Source organism: Anaerotruncus sp. G3(2012) (assembly GCF_000403395.2).
GTDB lineage: Bacteria > Bacillota > Clostridia > Oscillospirales > Ruminococcaceae > Anaerotruncus.
Window position 1 is genome coordinate 43,033 of record NZ_KE159678.1, and the last position, 17,261, is coordinate 60,293.

General features: G+C 53.6%; 20 protein-coding genes and 2 pseudogenes. 2 read left to right on the plus strand and 20 right to left on the minus strand.

All coding sequences use genetic code 11. The features are described 5' to 3' along the window. Positions 1 to 500, plus strand: a pseudogene (locus C814_RS0105575) (IS5 family transposase); the annotation flags it as partial. A gap of 527 nt (positions 501 to 1,027) precedes the next feature. Here C814_RS0105575 and C814_RS19425 read toward each other — a convergent pair. From C814_RS19425 to C814_RS19485, 17 genes and pseudogenes are all read right to left on the minus strand, one after another. Further along, positions 1,028 to 1,906 (minus strand): BRO-N domain-containing protein, encoded by an 879-nt coding sequence (locus tag C814_RS19425; protein WP_016317148.1) that lies wholly within the window; start codon positions 1,904 to 1,906, stop codon positions 1,028 to 1,030. Beyond that, a complete protein-coding gene (locus C814_RS19430; RefSeq protein WP_016317149.1) occupies positions 1,893 to 2,210 on the minus strand; it encodes a DUF6429 family protein in 318 nt (105 codons plus the stop codon). The genes C814_RS19425 and C814_RS19430 overlap by 14 nt, the downstream gene beginning before the upstream one ends. Before the next feature lie 59 nt (positions 2,211 to 2,269). After that, positions 2,270 to 2,965, minus strand: coding sequence for a hypothetical protein (locus tag C814_RS24670; protein ID WP_016317150.1), 696 nt, complete (start codon positions 2,963 to 2,965; stop codon positions 2,270 to 2,272). Positions 2,966 to 3,038: 73 nt separating this feature from the next. Next, positions 3,039 to 3,515: pseudogene (locus C814_RS24995) on the minus strand (DUF1016 N-terminal domain-containing protein); the annotation flags it as partial. A 43-nt stretch (positions 3,516 to 3,558) separates the two neighbouring features. Then, positions 3,559 to 4,308: a metallophosphoesterase family protein gene (locus C814_RS19440; protein WP_016317151.1), complete on the minus strand. Its 750-nt coding sequence runs from the start codon at positions 4,306 to 4,308 to the stop codon at positions 3,559 to 3,561. A 2-nt stretch (positions 4,309 to 4,310) separates the two neighbouring features. Continuing rightward, positions 4,311 to 5,936, minus strand: a complete 1,626-nt coding sequence (locus C814_RS19445) for a recombinase family protein (RefSeq protein WP_016317152.1) — start codon at positions 5,934 to 5,936, stop codon at positions 4,311 to 4,313. Positions 5,937 to 5,942: 6 nt separating this feature from the next. Beyond that, complete coding sequence (locus C814_RS19450) at positions 5,943 to 6,413, minus strand: recombinase family protein (protein WP_016317153.1); 471 nt, start codon at positions 6,411 to 6,413, stop codon at positions 5,943 to 5,945. Then, positions 6,414 to 6,554 carry a hypothetical protein gene (locus tag C814_RS24675; RefSeq protein WP_016317154.1) on the minus strand — a complete coding sequence of 47 codons (141 nt, stop codon included), beginning with the start codon at positions 6,552 to 6,554 and terminating at the stop codon, positions 6,414 to 6,416. It abuts the gene before it with no gap. Between the two features lie 77 nt (positions 6,555 to 6,631). Further along, on the minus strand, positions 6,632 to 6,778 hold the full coding sequence (locus C814_RS24290; protein WP_016317155.1) for a hypothetical protein: 147 nt from the start codon (positions 6,776 to 6,778) through the stop codon (positions 6,632 to 6,634). Positions 6,779 to 6,793: 15 nt separating this feature from the next. Beyond that, positions 6,794 to 7,162 carry a type II toxin-antitoxin system PemK/MazF family toxin gene (locus C814_RS19455; protein WP_016317156.1) on the minus strand — a complete coding sequence of 123 codons (369 nt, stop codon included), beginning with the start codon at positions 7,160 to 7,162 and terminating at the stop codon, positions 6,794 to 6,796. 555 nt (positions 7,163 to 7,717) lie between these two features. Beyond that, entirely contained in the window at positions 7,718 to 8,143 is a 426-nt protein-coding gene (locus C814_RS23195; protein WP_016317157.1) for a hypothetical protein, read from the minus strand. A gap of 486 nt (positions 8,144 to 8,629) precedes the next feature. Further along, complete coding sequence (locus C814_RS19460) at positions 8,630 to 8,848, minus strand: hypothetical protein (protein ID WP_016317159.1); 219 nt, start codon at positions 8,846 to 8,848, stop codon at positions 8,630 to 8,632. 57 nt (positions 8,849 to 8,905) lie between these two features. Further along, complete coding sequence (locus C814_RS19465) at positions 8,906 to 9,508, minus strand: ImmA/IrrE family metallo-endopeptidase (RefSeq protein WP_016317160.1); 603 nt, start codon at positions 9,506 to 9,508, stop codon at positions 8,906 to 8,908. Continuing rightward, on the minus strand, positions 9,505 to 9,894 hold the full coding sequence (locus C814_RS19470) for a helix-turn-helix domain-containing protein (RefSeq protein WP_016317161.1): 390 nt from the start codon (positions 9,892 to 9,894) through the stop codon (positions 9,505 to 9,507). The genes C814_RS19465 and C814_RS19470 overlap by 4 nt, the downstream gene beginning before the upstream one ends. Positions 9,895 to 10,058: 164 nt before the next feature. Then, positions 10,059 to 10,505 (minus strand): DUF6985 domain-containing protein, encoded by a 447-nt coding sequence (locus C814_RS19475; protein ID WP_016317162.1) that lies wholly within the window; start codon positions 10,503 to 10,505, stop codon positions 10,059 to 10,061. 109 nt (positions 10,506 to 10,614) lie between these two features. Next, positions 10,615 to 11,574: a helix-turn-helix transcriptional regulator gene (locus tag C814_RS19480; protein WP_016317163.1), complete on the minus strand. Its 960-nt coding sequence runs from the start codon at positions 11,572 to 11,574 to the stop codon at positions 10,615 to 10,617. Between the two features lie 107 nt (positions 11,575 to 11,681). Beyond that, positions 11,682 to 12,863 (minus strand): SMI1/KNR4 family protein, encoded by a 1,182-nt coding sequence (locus C814_RS19485; protein WP_016317164.1) that lies wholly within the window; start codon positions 12,861 to 12,863, stop codon positions 11,682 to 11,684. 196 nt (positions 12,864 to 13,059) lie between these two features. Here C814_RS19485 and C814_RS19490 point away from each other — a divergent pair, with 196 nt between their 5' ends. After that, positions 13,060 to 13,257: a hypothetical protein gene (locus C814_RS19490; RefSeq protein WP_016317165.1), complete on the plus strand. Its 198-nt coding sequence runs from the start codon at positions 13,060 to 13,062 to the stop codon at positions 13,255 to 13,257. Positions 13,258 to 13,610: 353 nt separating this feature from the next. Here C814_RS19490 and galE read toward each other — a convergent pair whose 3' ends face one another. From galE to C814_RS19505, 3 genes are read right to left on the minus strand one after another with little or no spacing between them, the layout of a single operon-like run. Beyond that, positions 13,611 to 14,615, minus strand: a complete 1,005-nt coding sequence (gene galE / locus C814_RS19495; RefSeq protein WP_016317166.1) for a UDP-glucose 4-epimerase GalE — start codon at positions 14,613 to 14,615, stop codon at positions 13,611 to 13,613. A gap of 3 nt (positions 14,616 to 14,618) precedes the next feature. Then, positions 14,619 to 16,109, minus strand: a complete 1,491-nt coding sequence (galT, locus tag C814_RS19500; RefSeq protein WP_016317167.1) for a UDP-glucose--hexose-1-phosphate uridylyltransferase — start codon at positions 16,107 to 16,109, stop codon at positions 14,619 to 14,621. A gap of 14 nt (positions 16,110 to 16,123) precedes the next feature. Beyond that, the gene (locus C814_RS19505; protein WP_016317168.1) at positions 16,124 to 17,260 is read right to left on the minus strand and encodes a galactokinase; all 1,137 of its coding nucleotides are present in this window, start codon (positions 17,258 to 17,260) and stop codon (positions 16,124 to 16,126) included. Position 17,261: the final 1 nt, after the last annotated feature.

Below are 17,261 nucleotides of genomic sequence, written 5' to 3' on the forward strand. Positions count from 1 at the left end.
GACACCGACTTTGAGTGGCTGATGATCGACGCCAGCCATATCAAAGTACATCCTGACGCTGCTGGCGCGCGGGGTGGAAATCAGGCGATGGGCCGTACAAAAGGGGGCTCAACACCAAGATACATTTGGCCGTGGATGCGCATGGTATGCCGGTGCGATTCTTTGTCACTTCTGGTACCACAGCGGATTGCACAACTGCAGCGCGGTTGATCGAGGGATTTCAGGCAGAATATCTTCTGGCAGATCGAGGCTATGATACGGACGCAATCATCCTCAAGGCGGTTGACGAGGGAATGATACCGGTCATTCCGCCAAGGAAAAGCCGAAAACATCCTCGGAAGTATGATAAATATTTCTACAAACTTCGCCATCTCGTCGAGAACGCTTTCCTGCTTCTCAAAAGATGGCGCGGTATTGCGACTCGCTACGCTAAAAATGCCGCTTCTTTCGCTGCTGCTGTCCAAATACGTTGTATTGCTATTTGGCTCCTTCTTTATTGACGACACCGTCTAATATAATGGCAACTTTTTGCGCTGAAAAGTCTGGGGCCCTTTTTGATTTTGCCTGTTTTGAAAACAGGCGCTGGGAGTATTGTGTTTTCCTGGAAAAACAAAAAGCGCCGGTCTGTCAATTCCTTTAGAACTGACGGATCGACGCTCAATACAGGCGCTCAAAATCGTAGCGCCCTATTTGAAACTGTTTTGCCGCAGGTTTAAGTCCTGCCTGAGTGAATAGGAGGTGGGGAAAAATCTAAATTTTGAGGCCCTTGGATTTTCACTATCCAAGGGCCTCTGAGGTCTTGAAATCTCTCAGTTTTTTCACCAAAAATCTTTTTTGACCTCTTTTTCTGGAGCGCGTGCCCACTTTCGAACCCGCGTCTCCGGAAGCGGGAGGCCAGTGTCTCCAAAGCATTGATATGACAGGTTTTTCAAGATTTACTCTCGGCACACTGCAATGCTATTTCGCCGCTGGAGGCGATATTTTTTTGTGTTTTTGCAAATTTCAGTTTTCAGGTTTTGCACAAATACTATTTATCTGCATCAGGTTTATCGATTCCTTCGGAGGCTACTCCCTCGATCATATCGGTTACCACCTGATTGAGTTGGGCTGCATTCTGGGATGTAATGACAGGAACACCAGTCTGCGTTTCCACAGCCTTGCGTGCATCCCCAGCCACTTTGCCGCCCGCACGCGCTATCTCAACATTTTCTGCAAATGTTTCAGGCTCTTTTTGTTTCGAGATCTCTGTGGTGGTCGCTTCGGCCAGCATATTCAAAACCAACTCCAGCGTGGTCATATTATCACGAAGATTCTCTTTTTTCAAGCCTTTGAGACGCTTATACTGCCTGGTGGTCATACCAGACCATGCGCGGGAGATCTCATCGGTCAGGATGGCGTATTCGATACCCCGTTGAACACCACGAGCATCCCATTCATCGGTCAACTCTTTTCGCACCTGGATCGCCTGGAGCCGTTGGTTGACCCATTCACGGCTGTATCCTTTTCTCAGATAGGTTTCCAAGGCACGCTCAATGGTCAACTCAGGATCAATGGTTTCCTCAATACGCTCCTTGCCAACTTGGGCCAGCCACATTTTGAACGGTTCCGCTTTGGGAGAGGGGACGGACTGGATGATACGCAGAAGCTGCTCGGTATCCGCTACATCAGTCAAGCGTTTTTTGCCATCCGCAGCTGTCATCTTCAAACCGTGACAATTTGTCACGGTTTCACTGCCTTCCTCACGCATCCGTTGTTTTAGCTTGCGCCAATAGGCGGCAGGGTCTTTACTGTCTGTCAGAACCGCTATCACATCTACGATTGAGAAGAACCATTCTTCCTTCGCCTCGTCCCATGCGGTACGGATACGCTTATCCTCGAAAAGCTGGATCTTATCATTTTGTCCCATCGACCCCGGCCTCCTCTCCGCCTTGCTGCTCCAGAGTGATCCCATACTGCATCAGCAGTTCCAGTGCCTTGGCAGCACCCTCATCCGTGAACGAAGCGGACTTGCTGCGGTTTCTGGCATTGACCAGTCCCTCGTCTGTCAGCTCATTCAGAATGCCGAAATCGTACCCTTTCCAGGTGCGGCGGATTTGAGGACGAAAGCCAAGGCGGTCAGGCTTTTCGTGAAGCTCCGGGACAAGGTTTTCCTCCCAGGAGGTGAGATACATCAGCATCAGGGTCAGATCCTTGACCGTATCCTTGTCCATCCGTCTGTCCTCCAGTGGCAAGCCTTTGCTGTAATTATAGCATAGCGGAGGCGCTGTGTCTACTCAAAGAGTTCAGCAAGAGCAGATAAAAGTTCCAGAACAGGGTCAGGCACATCGTCCGCCGATCCCATATCCTGAATCTCTCCGTTGGAGTATTCCACATGGGCGCTCCACAGCGGAGATTCCGCATCCTCCGAATCAACATCGGCAGGGCCGCAATAATCCTCTCTCCACCAGAAAATCTCCAGCGTGTGTACCGTCCACTTCAACAGTTTGTTCAGGATTTTGGGCGGCGGCGATACTGTCTGAGATGTGCCATCCTGCTGGATGCGGACAACAGCCGACGATGTCCGGCTGACTTGGTAACTCTCTCTGATGTACACCGGGTCGCCATAGGGATCGCAGATATCGCCATCGATGTTCAGCTTCAGCGTTTGGATGGACAGCTCCTGCTTTTTCTGGTTTCGCACCTGGCGGGGAAATCGCTGCGCATAGACCATACAGGCCAGGGACTTCACGTCGGGCCTGTGGTCGTGGGTTCGATTTTTCAGCCACGTCATCTCGCTCTCGCTCAGGCGGCGCAGCGGTAGATTTTCCAAACGGCGGAGCGTCATCTCCTCCGCCTGCCGCGCTGGTGAGAGGCGGGAACAGGCTTTGCAGATATGCGCCGCATGACCTCTGCCGCTGAAGCTTTCGTTGGACTTCCGCATCCCGCAGACCTTGCAGAAATGCCCCGGAAGTTTTTTCTTTGCCATCCTCATCACCTCCGCTGCCGTTACTATAACATGGATCGGCTGTGTTGTCGAGGGCCATGCTTTCGTGGGTACGCTCACGGATATTCCCGACCAGTTCCAGCTTCGACCAGCCGAACTGCCCAGCCGCTTTGATGTACCATGCCTGTTCCTGGGGAGTCAGCTCCGCCTCCATAATGACCACGTTCTGTGTCCAGCCGATGGTCATGGCCTCAGCCAGCACCTCCGGTATGCTCTCATAGGTATGGTAGAACTCCCGCATCCGGCGCAGGTTCCGGGGGGAGAAGCCGGAGGCGTCAGGGTAAGCAGCGCACAGATACTCCGCAGCGGCGACAGCGGCGCCTTTCTCCGGCCTGCCGCTGACCAGCCGGCCAATCCCGCAATACAGTTCCATCTGTGGCAGGTTTGCCGCCATCAGGGTGTCCCGCACCGCGAACATGGCGCTGTAGTCAACAGGTTTTCTGACGTTCATCCAGCTTCTCCTTTCCGGCGCGAGTGCGCCTGTTTTTATTCTCTGGGATTTGAAATCGCCAACGAGCAAGCCCTCGGTCATCCGAGGGCTTGCTCCTTAGCGGTATCGGGCGGTGATGCCGCTGTTATTCCCGTTGCAGCTCCACCATCTGTTTCCATTGGATGATAAAGCGGTCATCCACCACGCAGTTCCGATGGTAGTGGCCCAGGAACCAGTAACTGAATTGACACCACCGCTTGACCATCTGGAGGAAGTCCGTCAGACGATCTGGGGTGTAGTTTCGATCCAGCTTCTGCTGGATACTGGTGGGAGCGCAGTGGGTCAGGACGCAGTCCACCCTCCAGTTGACCCGTTCCAGATTCCTGACGGCCTCCTCATATTCCTCCACTGAGGGCAGCTCCTCGGGCCACCAGGAGACTCCCTTCACCCGGAACATCTGCCGTGTCCGGCGCTTGAACCAGTATTCCCGCTCAAAATCGGGGGACGCCGGATCAAGGATGCCGTCCTGGATGTCGTGGGAGGCAGCGCCGCCCATGGTGAAGAAGGATGTGCCATCAATCTCGAAGACCTGCCCACGCATCAGGTGAAGCACATGGGGCCGGACATAGTGGACTTTCCCACCCTGCCACTGGTGGACGGGAAGTTCACTGAGCCTGTCGAAGTTTTCATGGTTCCCGTCCACAAAGAGGGTGGTAAACGGCTTTTCCTCCAGCCAGTCGAGCCAGTATGTCTCTCTGGGCGAATCGTCCCACACACCCCCGAAATCGCCTGTGATGATCGCATAGTCATTGCGGCTCATCTGTCTTTGCTGGGGGAAGTTTTTGGTGGTGAACCGCTGGAAGCCGCCGTGAGTGTCGCCGGTAATATAGATCATGTTCACTGTTCCTCTCCGATGGTCTGCTCGATCTCGATCCCACCGTGGAGATAGATCCTGATCCGGTTTGCGGACAACACCTTCACCGTATCCACCAGCTGGCGGATGGTACTCTCCTCCCATTGGATAGCGGCATCGCCAGTTTTCAGAATCTCCATCGCATTGGCGATCCGCTGGCTGGCGGCGGAGTCGCTGTTCTGCTGTTCCAGCAGTCTGGCTCTCTGTTCTTTCAGAGCAGTCATGTCAGCGGAGATACGCTTGAACTCCTCAGCGTGCTTCATGAAGCCTCCGTCTTTGGAGTCAGCGAACAACCCCTGAAATTCCTTGTCCAGCTCATCCAGTCTCTGGTCGATATCCGATATACTCATGGCGCCGGGGAAGGGGATCAGCTCCATCCGCATGGCATCCTCAATCTGCCCCATCAGTGCCTCCTGCTGGCTCATGGCAGTGTTGATGGCGGCGAGGATGGCGGCTTGCAGGGGACCCTCCCGGAGTGTGGGGGAGTCGTGGCAGTATTCCGAGCCGTAGTCCACCCGGCTGGCACAGCGCCACACGGCGAACTTCTGTCCTCGCTTGACCCACACGCACCTGCGGTAGAGAGTTCCACACTCACCGCACACCAGCCGCTCGGTAAGGGCGTATTTGGCGCTGTAGCAGGAGCGGCCTGTGGGGGCCAGCTTCTGGCTGGGAGCCCGGCCCGCATTCCTCCGGGCGAACTCCGCCTTTGCCTGGTTGAACCTGTCACGGGTGATGATGCCCTCATGGTTGTCCTGCACCAGGTACATAGGGAGCTGTCCCATATTGCGGAGCTGCTTCTTGCTGATGCAGTCCTGGGTGTAGGTCTTCTGCATCAGGACATCGCCGCAATATTTTTCATTTTTCAGGATGTTGCGGATGGCAGCCTCAGACCAGACCGTCCCACCCTTGGCGGTGAGGACGCCCTGACTCTCCAGCTCCTTTTTGATCATGCGGATGCTGCGGCCGGCGAGGAAGCTGTCGTAGATATGCTTCACCACCGTCGCCTGTTCGGGGACGATGCGGGGTTTTCCGTCCTCATCCAGCTCATAGCCGTACAGATGCTGGAATTGGACGTTCGTCTTGCCCTCCCGCATAGCCTGCCGTTTGCCCCAGACGATGTTGGCGGACATGGACTCGCTCTCCGCCTGGGCGAAGGCGCCCATCATGGTGATGAGCATCTCGCTGTCTGTTTCCAACGTGTTGATGTTCTCCTTCTCGAAAATCACGGCGATGCCGAGGGTACGCAGGGCCCGGATGTAGTTGAGGCAGTCCACTGTGTTGCGGGCGAAGCGGGAGATGGATTTGACCAGCACCAGATCGATTTTCTTCTGTCTGCACTTGCGGATCATCCGTTGGAACTCAGGCCGCTTCTGGGCCGAAGTGCCGGTGATGCCCTCGTCAGCGAAGATCCCGGCCATGGTCCACTGGGGGTTGGTCATGATCTTGTCGGTGTAGTAGGTCTGCTGGGCCTCGTAGCTGGTGAGCTGCTCCTCATCGTCTGTGGACACCCGGCAGTAGGCCGCGACACGCAGCTGGCGCTGGACAGCCTTGGAACGGGCCAGTTCCGGCTTGGGTGGGATAACGATGACTCTTGGGGTGGTTCCTGTCATATGTAATCACTCCATCCTGAATGTGATTGTTTTCTCCGGACGCCCAGGCAGCCGGATCGTCTTCTTCCACGTCCTTTTCGTGGGGCGGCTGATTGTACCCATGTAGTGTGTATGGGCGGAATTTTTCGTGAGATGCTCACATTCCGATCTGGCGAACTCAGCCATCAGGGAGGTAAGTGCATCAAAGTTGGGGTCTTTCGTGCTGATATTTTCCTTTTCGAAGATCACTGTGACACCCAGTTCCCTCACGATGCTCAGGCAGTCCGCCATGTTCCGAGCGAAGCGGGAGACAGACTTGACCAGGATCTTGTCCACCCGCCCCCTGCGGCAGTCTGAGAGGAGCCGCTGGAAGTCCGGGCGCTTCTGCGCCGAGGTACCGGAGATCCCCGCGTCGGCGTAGATATCGGTCATCGTCCAGTTGTCCTTGCCGCTGATGAGCGTGGTGTAGTAGTTCAGCTGGGCGGCGAAGGAGTTCATCTAGTCGCTGGAGTCGGAGCTTACCCGGCAGTAGGCGGCAACGCGGAGTTTTTGCGTCTCCGGCCTCTGTGCGGCCTCGATAACGATGACTTTCTTCTGTTCCAGCGCAAGGCTTCCTGTGGTCTGTTGTCTTCTGCTCATGGTCTGCACCTCCTCCTGTCAGCAACACACAATACCACACTACTCTTTCAAAAGCTATGGAAATAGAGTGGTGAAACTCAACAAAAAATGATGGTTGCGCCTGTCGCCTGAGCAATTCGGGCGGCAATTTTTTTCAGCTCGGCTTCCGTGAAGCCCTGCCCGGCCAGCAGGCAGAGCAGGTTTCGAATGCCGCAGTAATCAATGTTGGCGTTTTTCGCTGGCATGACTGTTTCCTCCCGCTATGTATTTTTCAGTCCCACGCTGATGTTCAGCGCGGCATCCACCTCACGCATCTTGTCCTCGCCCACGCTGCCCATATACTCGCCCAGGCGGGACTTGTCCAGAGTCCGGACCTGCTCCAGCAGGACAGTGGAGTCCCGAAACAGGCCGCAGGCCGCACCCTTGAGCCGCACATGAGTGGGCTGGCGCTTACCCTTGACATACCCTGTGATAGCGGCGGCGATAACGGTGGGGCTGTGGTGGTTGCCCACGTTGTTCTGGAGAATCAGGACGGGCCGGATGCCCCCCTGCTCTGAGCCGGTAACCGGCGAGAGGTCGGCGTAATAGATATCGCCCCGCTGAATAAGACGGGTTCTCTTGAAATCCATAGTTGTTTTCTCCTCTGTCTTGAAAGAACGGGGCCGCTCCTGCGCAGGTTGTGCAAAGATGCTGCTATCCTTTTGCGGAGGGCGGCCCCGCTTTCTGTTGTTGTTTGTTTGCCGGCTCTATTCGACACTACTTCCCGAGCCTTGGGCGGCAGTCTGGAACTGTGCTGGCGCACATCACGGGCATCTCACCCCTCCGAGGTTCTCTCCGAGCCGCCCCCATTGTTTGAGACTGTGGCTGGGCGGGAGTATCATTGTGTTCTGACGGGGTCTTTGCGAAACAGCTTGCCAGGGCTGTTTTGGGATGGATGGGGACCGCTGGGCACCTTATTTGGCCGTCTTTTATAGCAGAAAAGGAAATTCACTGCAATTCGCTTTCCGCTACAGGTGGTCTTGGCGCATCCTCCGTATCGCTTTCCCGTTTCTTAGGCGGGACCGTCAGGGAACGTATTCCAGTTGCCGGATATGACCGCAGGGCTGCGGTGTTTTTCAAAGAGCACGAGAGGCTGTTTTGCCCTCTCATCCCTTTACCACAACCTCAAAGGCCTGAAACCGACATCATTTTTTCAAAAAATCCAAAACAAATTTTTCAAAGGCTTCTTTTCGCCTCTGAACAGTTCGATCACTAAGTCGGTATTTCTGACACAAAACGCTTGTGCAGGAACGCTTTGCCCCGGCTATATAGAGGTCCAGCAGCTCCTCTGCCCAGGGGTTCCAAGCCCGCAGCGCACATTTCAGTTCTTCTATGAGAACCTGATCCGCTACAGCGCCCTCGAGATTGAATCCAGAGGGAACGCATTCGTGCAGCGTCTCTACATCAGTATCCGGGACTCCGGCATCCAGAGACTGATGTGTATAGCGCATACCAAGCTTACGATTCTTCTGTCTGATCGTATTTTTGCTGTTCCACTCCCGATGCTCCGAGGCGGGCACTTCGATATACATACAATCCACTTCATCCCCGTCCTCAATACAGTCCTTCATGAAGCGGCGGCGCTGCTCTAACGGCAGCCGCCTGTTTTTTTCAGAATGGCGTCCCACTCCTCTTGTGTTGCGGCGGCAAGCTGCCGGGTACCGTTGACCTGCTTATAGACCAAATATGTAAATTTCATTTGGGTGATCTCCAATCTCAAAATTTGGGGGAAAGGTGCGGTTTTGAGATTGGAGGTCACGGGTATTTCGCTGTATATGGCTGCCAGTAGCGCAGAGACATAACGATCCTTTCCGCCTTTCAGCTGGCGAAAAGGACAACAAAAAAGGAGCCTTACACATAGCTAAAAAGCTACCTGTAAGGCTCCGAACGCGATGGCTCCCGTAGTTACATCCCTGATATCCCGGCCTGCCGCGGCCCGAGTATCGGGCGGGGCCGGTCAGGAGAGGCAGTGTAGTGCGATGTGATACGCTGCCTGCTCGGTGATGACGGGCGGTTGGTGCGCTTGACTAAGTATTGGGGTTGAGGGAGAGACGGGATCACGCTCCCGCCTGCTGCTGCTCAATATTTACTTCTCTCTGAAATATCATTCCGATCTGTGCCCCGCATTTTGGACATTTGGTGAACCACTCCGCCTTGGCGGACTGCCGTGGCCCGAAGAGCCGCAGGTGTGCGGGATCTGTCTGGCTTGCCGCGTCCAGAATACGGCCCCGGTGACAAACCGGGCAGTAGATCGTGCGGGATTCCTTCTCCTTCATTTCCACCTCCTGCTGTTCCCTTTTTAGTGAACATTTAGTGAACATAACGATAAAACTTTACAGCAGTCGGTGGTTGGTGAGCCGGATGCGCATGGCCTGTCTGGACACCTGAAACACATTGGCCATATCGTCGATGAGCTGGCCGTCCTGACGGCCTCCCCGGAGCTGGTAGAAGCACCGCTTGATTTGGGCGATGGGCATAAGGATGGCGGAGCCAAGCATATTGGCCTGTACTTCCAGGGTAGTCTCGGACTGTTCTGCAATCATAGCCGCACTCCGGCCTGTGCCGGTGTACAGCTTTTTGTGGAGTATCCAATGGGCCAGCTCGTGGGCGCAGGTAAAGCGCAGACGGCCTGTGCTGGCGTCCTCCTCACAGAGCGAGGCATCAATGAGAATGGTGCCGGCCCGGACAGGGAAGAGGGTGTACTCCCGGTTTTCCATGTCATACACCGCCTCCAGACCTTCGTCAAAAATGGTCTTGCCCAGGATGCGGCCATTCTTCCGGAGATACTGGTACTCCAGGGATACGCCGTGGGCCTCGATCATCTCCTCAATGGGGACGGCGGCAGGGGAACCGTAGTACAGCGCGGAATCATAGCCGCACAGCACCTTTCGCGCAATATTTTCAAGCACCTGTTCCTGATAATAGATATTTGTCATGGTCCATCCCTCCTGTTCTTGGACGTCCGTTTGGTGATACGGTCAATAAACTCCTGCCACTCCTCGTCAGTGGCATCCACCTCCTTGGCGGTGCGCAGAGCGGCGCGGACGATGTCCCGCTCCATGATATACTCCGGCAGGTCTGCCGGGACCTTCATTTTTTGGGACGCGGCTGCCAGATCCAGAAACAGCTCCCGCTCCTCTTTGCTCAGATGCAGTTCCTCTGCCAGCCTGTCCAGATGTTCCTTGGCCGGCGCAGGTTTACGGTCTGTTTCGATGATGCTCATATATACGGGAGACAGGCCCAGCCGTGCGGCCAGCCCCCGGAGGGAAATTCCCAGCGCCATCCGCTTCTGGCGGACAAAGGCGCCGAATGTCTGATTCATTTTGCATACCCCCTTTATCGTTTACCCGGTAGTAAACGGCTTGACCATAGTATATCGTGTCTTTGTTCGATTGGCAAGAGGGCAAAAATGAGGTGTCCCCAGTTGGGAACACCTCACGAGGTTTCGACTTTTTTTGATACTGTATTGGGCAGCACCCTGGAAGTTTAGTGTGCATTTTCCATATAATCCAAATAATCAGCACCCACATAAACGACACTATCATTTTTTATAACAAAACCGATATTCTCTCCCCACTCACCTTCGCCTTCAACCGCATAGGCTATTTCATCATCTTTGCTTTCCATCCCCACATACAACACCATGAACCAGCAATAATTTAATATATCAAGCGGATTATCAAGGGCAGGTAATTCGAATTCTTCATTTAAGCCGCCCCCCTCTTGAGCACAGCTTATGAGCTTTTGACAAATCTCATTTATCACAGGCACCGAAAGGTTGTTGAATGCTTCAACGCACTTTTCCGCATATTCCATGAAGTCAGGATGATCGCTGTTTGCGTAAACAATAAGTTCATCCTCATTTTCATCATTGCGGAAAAAACTGCTGTTGAAACGCCCTTCTCCACCTTCCTGCTGTAACCAACGAATCATAACATTGTTCCTCCTTAAATTTTTTCATTTTGCGAATTTGTAAAATAGTAATTTATTATATAGATCATACCCCAGACATCGCTCAATTCAACTTGTGTTGAAAACGGCCCTATTGCAGCCATCTTGCCATCTCTCTCATTTTCGCTGCAATCTCCTCCGGCTCCATAATACGGATTTTCCCGCCAAAAGTAAAGACCCAGGCGAAAAAGGGCGGGCTGGGGGCAACATCCACGGTGGCCTGGAAGTGCGTTCCGTCTATGATCTCTGTCTGCACCTCCTCTCCGAAGCGGTCTACAACGCTGCGCATGGTGCTGTTCTCGCACAGCAGTGTTATCCTCTGGATGTCGGCTCCGAACATCCCGAACACCTGGTGGACATACGCCGCGGGATCGAAGTCCTGCGCTGGTATGGCCTCCTGCACCAGCAGCTTCACAGCGGTCATGCGGTCTACACGGAACTGGGCCAGCTTGCCGTGTTTCTCCGACCAGCCCACGGCGTAGTAATAGTCCCGGCTCCAGATCAGGGCATAGGGGCTGAACTCGTACCGATAGCCGTCGTGCTTGAGGACTTTTTCTTTCTCTGCGGTGTACTCTATGTACTGGAAGGCGATCCGCCGCTTCTCCTGGATGGCGGTGTGGATCATGTCCACCGCATAGTAGATTGCCTCGTTGTCCTGCTTCGCTGTGCCCTCCATGTAGACAGGGCGGTTGAGCTGTTTGGCCTGCTCCTGGCTGGTGAGGGAGGCCAGCTTGCGGATCAGGCTGGCGCTTTTCTTCCTGGTGATGAAGTGCGAGGACTCCACCGCATCCACCAACAGCTTCAGCTCCGGCAGCTCGAACAGTCGGGAGCCGACGAAGTAGCGGTTCTGGGTGCTCTTGACACAGACAACGTCCACGCCTTGGTCAATCAGGATCTGGATGTCGCTGTACACACTCTTGCGGCCGGCCTGGATACCGTGGGATTCCCAGAATTGGAGGATGTCTGAAACGGAGGCGGCGTGTTCCTCATCTGTTAAGGTGCAGAGATACTGCTGGAGCAGTAATATTCGAATTTGCGCTTCGTTCTTCATGAGTCACCTCCGGCTGTTTGAGATAGCTTTACTCTTTTGGATTCCCGTTGTTTTCGCCCACTTAAAGGTTTTGCCGTTTTTCCTACCAATGAATGGCTTTTGCACATTTAGCGAGCACCGCCCTCCAGCATTTGGAGGACCCACTGGTAAAAACTCATGCCGTCAGGCCGGAGTTGGGCTGAACAAGAGCGCCACACCTGTCCTTGGAGCGGCCCTGTTACAATCAGGATTGGCTGTGTGGCCCGCATGTTCCAGTTTGGCCGGTCATCGTTGTATGTTGCAAAGGGCAATGCGCCGCATAGTACGCTGTAATCCTCACAAATCCACACTGGGCTAATAGGGTCTTCCCTGGGAAAGTCTTTGAATAAAGAGTGCCAGACCGGATTTTTCCCCGTATAGGCGTTAGGGCCAAAGCAATTCGTTAAGCTACGGCGAGTTTCGTCGGTGTTCTCTGTAAAATAGAACGGCTTTCCCAGGTTAGGCAGACAGTCCAACTGCTCCAAGGAGAAAAATACACCGCCTTTTCCACAGCTGTTTGCAGCCGGGAAATTCTCACAGCCATTGGCGATTTCCGTAATGAATGTAACATATTCCTCTGGCAGAGCGATCCCGTGTCTTCTCTCAAAGTCCCGCACAGCCTCCAGTGAGATAGGAGGATTCCAACTAATGTCCCTCCGCCGTTTGCCAGCCATCAGCCCTCGAATCCTGGCAAGAGGATCGCCAGCTTTTTGTCGTTCCTTTTCCTCCCGGAATAGCTGATCGGTGTAGGACGTCAGCTTTTTAGACAGGTACAGCTCTACCCAGTCCAGGAAGGTACAGCCCGGCAGACGAAGCACGCCACTCTCGTCCCGCTCCCAGACTTCGCCCCGGCGGGGGCCGGAGACAATCAGGAACCAGGTTTGACCACCCTCGACATTCTCCTCCACCAAAACAAGGACGCCATTCTCCTGCACTCGCTTCCACTTTTCACTATCCTCTGGATCATCCATGCAGAACTCTGGATCTGTGTCCCACTCCCAGTTCTCTATAAGCGGAAAATCCTCATGGAGCCGGTTTAGCTGGTGGCCGTCTTTGAATGGATACAGTTGGCAAGATTCCTCTCGAAATGGGGGTAGACTGCTGCCGTTTCCGATTTTGGTGATGAAAGACTTATATTCCTCTGGCAACTGGAAACCGTATTTTGACTCTATGGCCTCCACCTCTGCCAAGGGAATGGGCTGATTCAGCTTCCAGGAGCGTTTCAATTTAATCTGCGCCCCAATTTTCAACAAGCGAGTATCTATGCTCATAGGTGATTCACCTCTACGCATTTCTTTTTTATCATTGTATTTGAGTTTTCGTATTTTTTCAATTTGGCATAATGACGATTAAAAAAGCAGACGGATTCAGTGAAAAAATGAAAATAAAAGAAGAATTCCATCCTGAAATGTGGTATAATTTAATCACCACAAAAAACCACGCCAAACAAATCAGGAGGAATTCCTCATGGCTGATTATACAACAAATACAGGCGTTATGAAAAGAGAAATTTTCAAGTTCACACAGAAAATTTCGGAGGGTATGGCACGGCCATTCCAGAAATTTGCTGCCGATGTGTGCTACGGTGCCATGGCCTCAAAGAGCTGCTTGATTTCTGAGATGGCTCAGGCATTGCAGGAAGATACACAGAAACTGCCATTTTAAAATTTGCATTGACGCCGCCGCTCTGCTCAAGCCAAAAGTCTTCTTTTTCTATTACCGGCTGGCGGAAGGCTTGTACACCCTTTTGTCCAAGGCACACTCTGGCATCCGAGGATACTTCAAACCTTTGAAGCCTAACCAGCGGCAGCTGAAGATCCGCGGCTTTGCCGCATTAAATCGTAGCTGCACTTTTGATGCAGTTTCCATTTTTGCCCTTTTTGATTTTTACGAAAACTCAAATAATATTTTGGCCTGAAAAATGGACAAACTGGGTCAATTCATACACAAAGTTTCACAACTCTGTGCCACAAAAAAACGCTTGATACCTGAGTCTTTCGGTATCAAGCGTTTTTTCGTTATTTCGTATTCTTCTTCACAAAATCCCAAGCACTGCGGCACATATCTTCTACGGTGTGGGTTGCTTCCCATCCCAGCAGTTCTTTAGCCTTGGTGGCATCTGCCCAGAAAGCGGGAAGATCTCCTTCACGCCGAGGCCCAACTACATAAGGCAATTTAATGTCATTTGCAGTTTCAAAGGCACGGACAAGCTCACGAACAGAGATACCGTTGCCGGTGCCCAGGTTGATGGCCTCAACACCAGTATGGTTCTCCGCATACTCCAGCGCCTTCAGGTGACCCACAGCCAGATCAACCACGTGGAGGTAGTCACGCTGGCAGGTACCGTCGGGAGTGGGATAATCACCGCCGAAGATGGTTAGTTCGGGAAGAACACCGGCTGCCACACGGGCAATGTAGGGCATCAGATTGTTGGGGATGCCGTTGGGGTCGTCGCCCAGCAGGCCGGAGTCGTGGGAGCCAATGGGATTGAAGTAGCGCAGCAGCACCACAGAGAAATCAGGGTGGGCCGTCACATAGTCGGTCAGGATATGCTCGTTCATTACCTTGCTCCAGCCATAAGGACTGCTGGACTGGATGGCAGGCATCTCCTCTTTATAGGGATAGGGATTTTCGGGGCCATAGACCGTGGCAGAAGAGGAGAATACAAACTTTTTACAACCATACTCCTCCATCAACTCCAGCAGAGTCATGGTGCTGTCCAGATTGGTACGGTAGTACTCCAGAGGCTTTTTGACGCTCTCGCCAACAGCCTTGCGGCCTGCGAAGTGAATCACGGCATCAAACTCGTTCTCCTGGAATATGGTACGCATCTGTTCCTTGTCGGCGCAATCCATCACACGGAATTTGATCTTTTCCCCCACGATGCTCTCTACACGGCATACGACATCCGTTCTGGCATTGGACAGATCATCTACGATCACAACGCTGTGGCCAGCCTGTATCAGTTCGACTACGGTATGACTGCCGATATATCCGGCACCGCCGGTTACAAGTACCTTCATGACTTAGCCCTCCTCATTCACATAGTTCACGAATTTATCAAAGGCCCTCGCGCCCTTCTCATTGCGCTGATAGACACCCGCGTGCTCCAGCACCTTTGCAAAGACCTTGCCGGTCTCCACTTTCAGAATGGCGGCGGTATTCTCCTTAGTAAAGGTGTGCTGCTTTTTCAACTCTTCCACCCAGTCGGCGTGCTTGGCCAGTTCACCAGTCAGCTCTTCTCCGGCAAGGATAGCCTTCTCCACACCGGCCAGTTCCTGCTTCAGGCGGGCAGGCAGCACAGCCAGGCCCATAACCTCAATGAGACCGATGTTTTCCTTCTTGATATGGTGAAGTTCAGCGTGGGGGTGGTACACGCCCAGAGGATGCTCTTCGGTGGTGATGTTGTTGCGCAGAACCAGATCCAGTTCGTAGTCCGTTCCCCGGCGGCGGGCGATGGGGGTAATGGTGTTGTGGGGCACGCCTTCGGTCTCTGCAAAGATGAAAGCATCCTCGTCGGTATAACCACGCCAGCTCAGCAGAATCTTATCAGCCAGCTCTACCAGACGCGCCTTTTTGCCGCAGCGCAGACGGATGACACTCATGGGCCACTTAACGATGCCGGCCTTCACATCCTCGAAACCAGCAAAGACAATCTCACGCTCGACCGCCGCGCGCTCCATGGGGAAGCAGTAGTGGCCACCTTGGAAGTGCTCGTGGCTGAGGATACTGCCGCCTACGATGGGGAGATCTGCGTTGCTGCCCACAAAGTAGTGGGGGAACAGAGAAACAAAGTCCAACAGTTTGGAGAAAGCGGCCTTGTTGATGACCATGGGAACATGCTCATGATTGAACACAATGCAGTGCTCGTTGTAGTAGACATAGGGGCTGTACTGCAGATGCCAGCCCTCACCGGCGATGGTAACTGGAATAGTGCGCAGGTTTTGGCGGGCGGGGTGGTTCATACGTCCCGCATAGCCCTCGTTCTCCGCGCAGAGCATACACTTGGGATAGCCGGACTGGGGAGCGAGCTTTGCGGCTGCAATAGCCTTAGGGTCTTTTTCCGGCTTGCTGAGGTTGATGGTCACATCCAGATTGCCGTATTCGGTGGCCGTCTTCCAACGCACATCCTTCTGGATGCGGTAGCGGCGGATGTAATCGGTATCCTGTGAGAAGTTATAGTACCAGTCGGTGGCAGTCTCAGGGCTGGTGGCGTACATCTCGGAAAAGGTCTGATGCACCTCACGGGGCATGGGAGTCAGAATCCCCATTAGTTTGGTGTCAAAGAGGTCACGGCTGGTGATGTCATCATCGCAGACACCCCGTTCCACCGCATCCTCCAACAGCCCCTGAAGAATATCCTCCAGGCTCATGGCTTCCGGTTTGGCAGGGTCGTAGCTGTCCAGTTTCATAGCCTCCAGTAGCCCGTTGGTTACATAGATCGTGTCACAAGGCTGAACCAGCTTCTTGTTCAGGCCATATTGGACCAAAGAAGCGATATACACATTCACATCCATTTTCCGTTCCTCCTTCAGGACAATCTCACGCCACCCTCATTACGAATGTGCAACACGTGGCAGCTGCCTTCACCCAGTACCCGCTCAATTCCACTTTTAAACTCTTCCAGCATATCAACAGGAACAAATGCCTGCACCGTTCCGGCGAAGCCGCCTCCGTGGACACGGTAAGCCCCACGCCCATTCAGCAGGGTATCACACATGGCCAGAGCAACCGCCACCTCCTGATGCTGCGTGGCACCGGCAGGACTGATATTCTGCAAATACATCCAGGAACTGTACCCGGATTTAGTAACCAGACCAAGGAAACCATCGAAGTCGTTTTCAAGCAGCGCTTTTTTCTGCTCCATGACACGCTTGTTTTCCTGGTAGAAATGGATGGCCCGCAGGATGGCACGGTCAGAAACCTTCCCTCGCAGATTTGGCAGAGCCTCCATAAATTCTTTTTCGCGGACTTCTCGCAGAACATCCTTTCCAAAGAAATTGCAAATCTCTTTCAGCTCACGGGGAATGGCCGCGTACTCATCAGTGAGATCGGCGTGGTCAGCACCGCTGTCAATGATGCACAGGGCATGGCCAGCCTTTTCAAAATCAAACTCGATGCGCTCAACCTGGGGATGATCCGGATCAGCGAAGTCGATATAGACCATGCCGCCCACGGAGGAAGCCGCTTGATCCATCAGGCCGCTTGGCTTGCCGAAGTACACATTTTCGGCATACTGGCCGATCTGAGCGATTTCCACCGGGCTGAGCTTCCGATCAAAGAACAACTCGTTGCAGATGGTGCCCATCAGCACCTCAAAAGCGGCAGAAGAGCTCAGTCCGCTGCCCGGAAGAACGGTTGAGTGGGTCTCGGCATCGAATCCCTTGATCCGGGCTCCCAGCTGCTCAAAGGCAGCTGCGACGCCACGAACCAGGGCCGCGGAGGTGTTTTTTTCCTCTTCGCGGATATTCAAATCATCCAGTTCGACCACAACCTCAGGAAATCCCTCAGAGCGAACGCGGATGTTGTTGCTGCCATTCAGCATTACATCTGCCACCGTTTCCAGATTTACTGCGGCGGCCAGCACACAGCCACGCTGGTGATCGGTATGATTACCGCTAATCTCTGTACGGCCGGGAGCGGAGATCAGAAAATGTTTTTTTGTCATA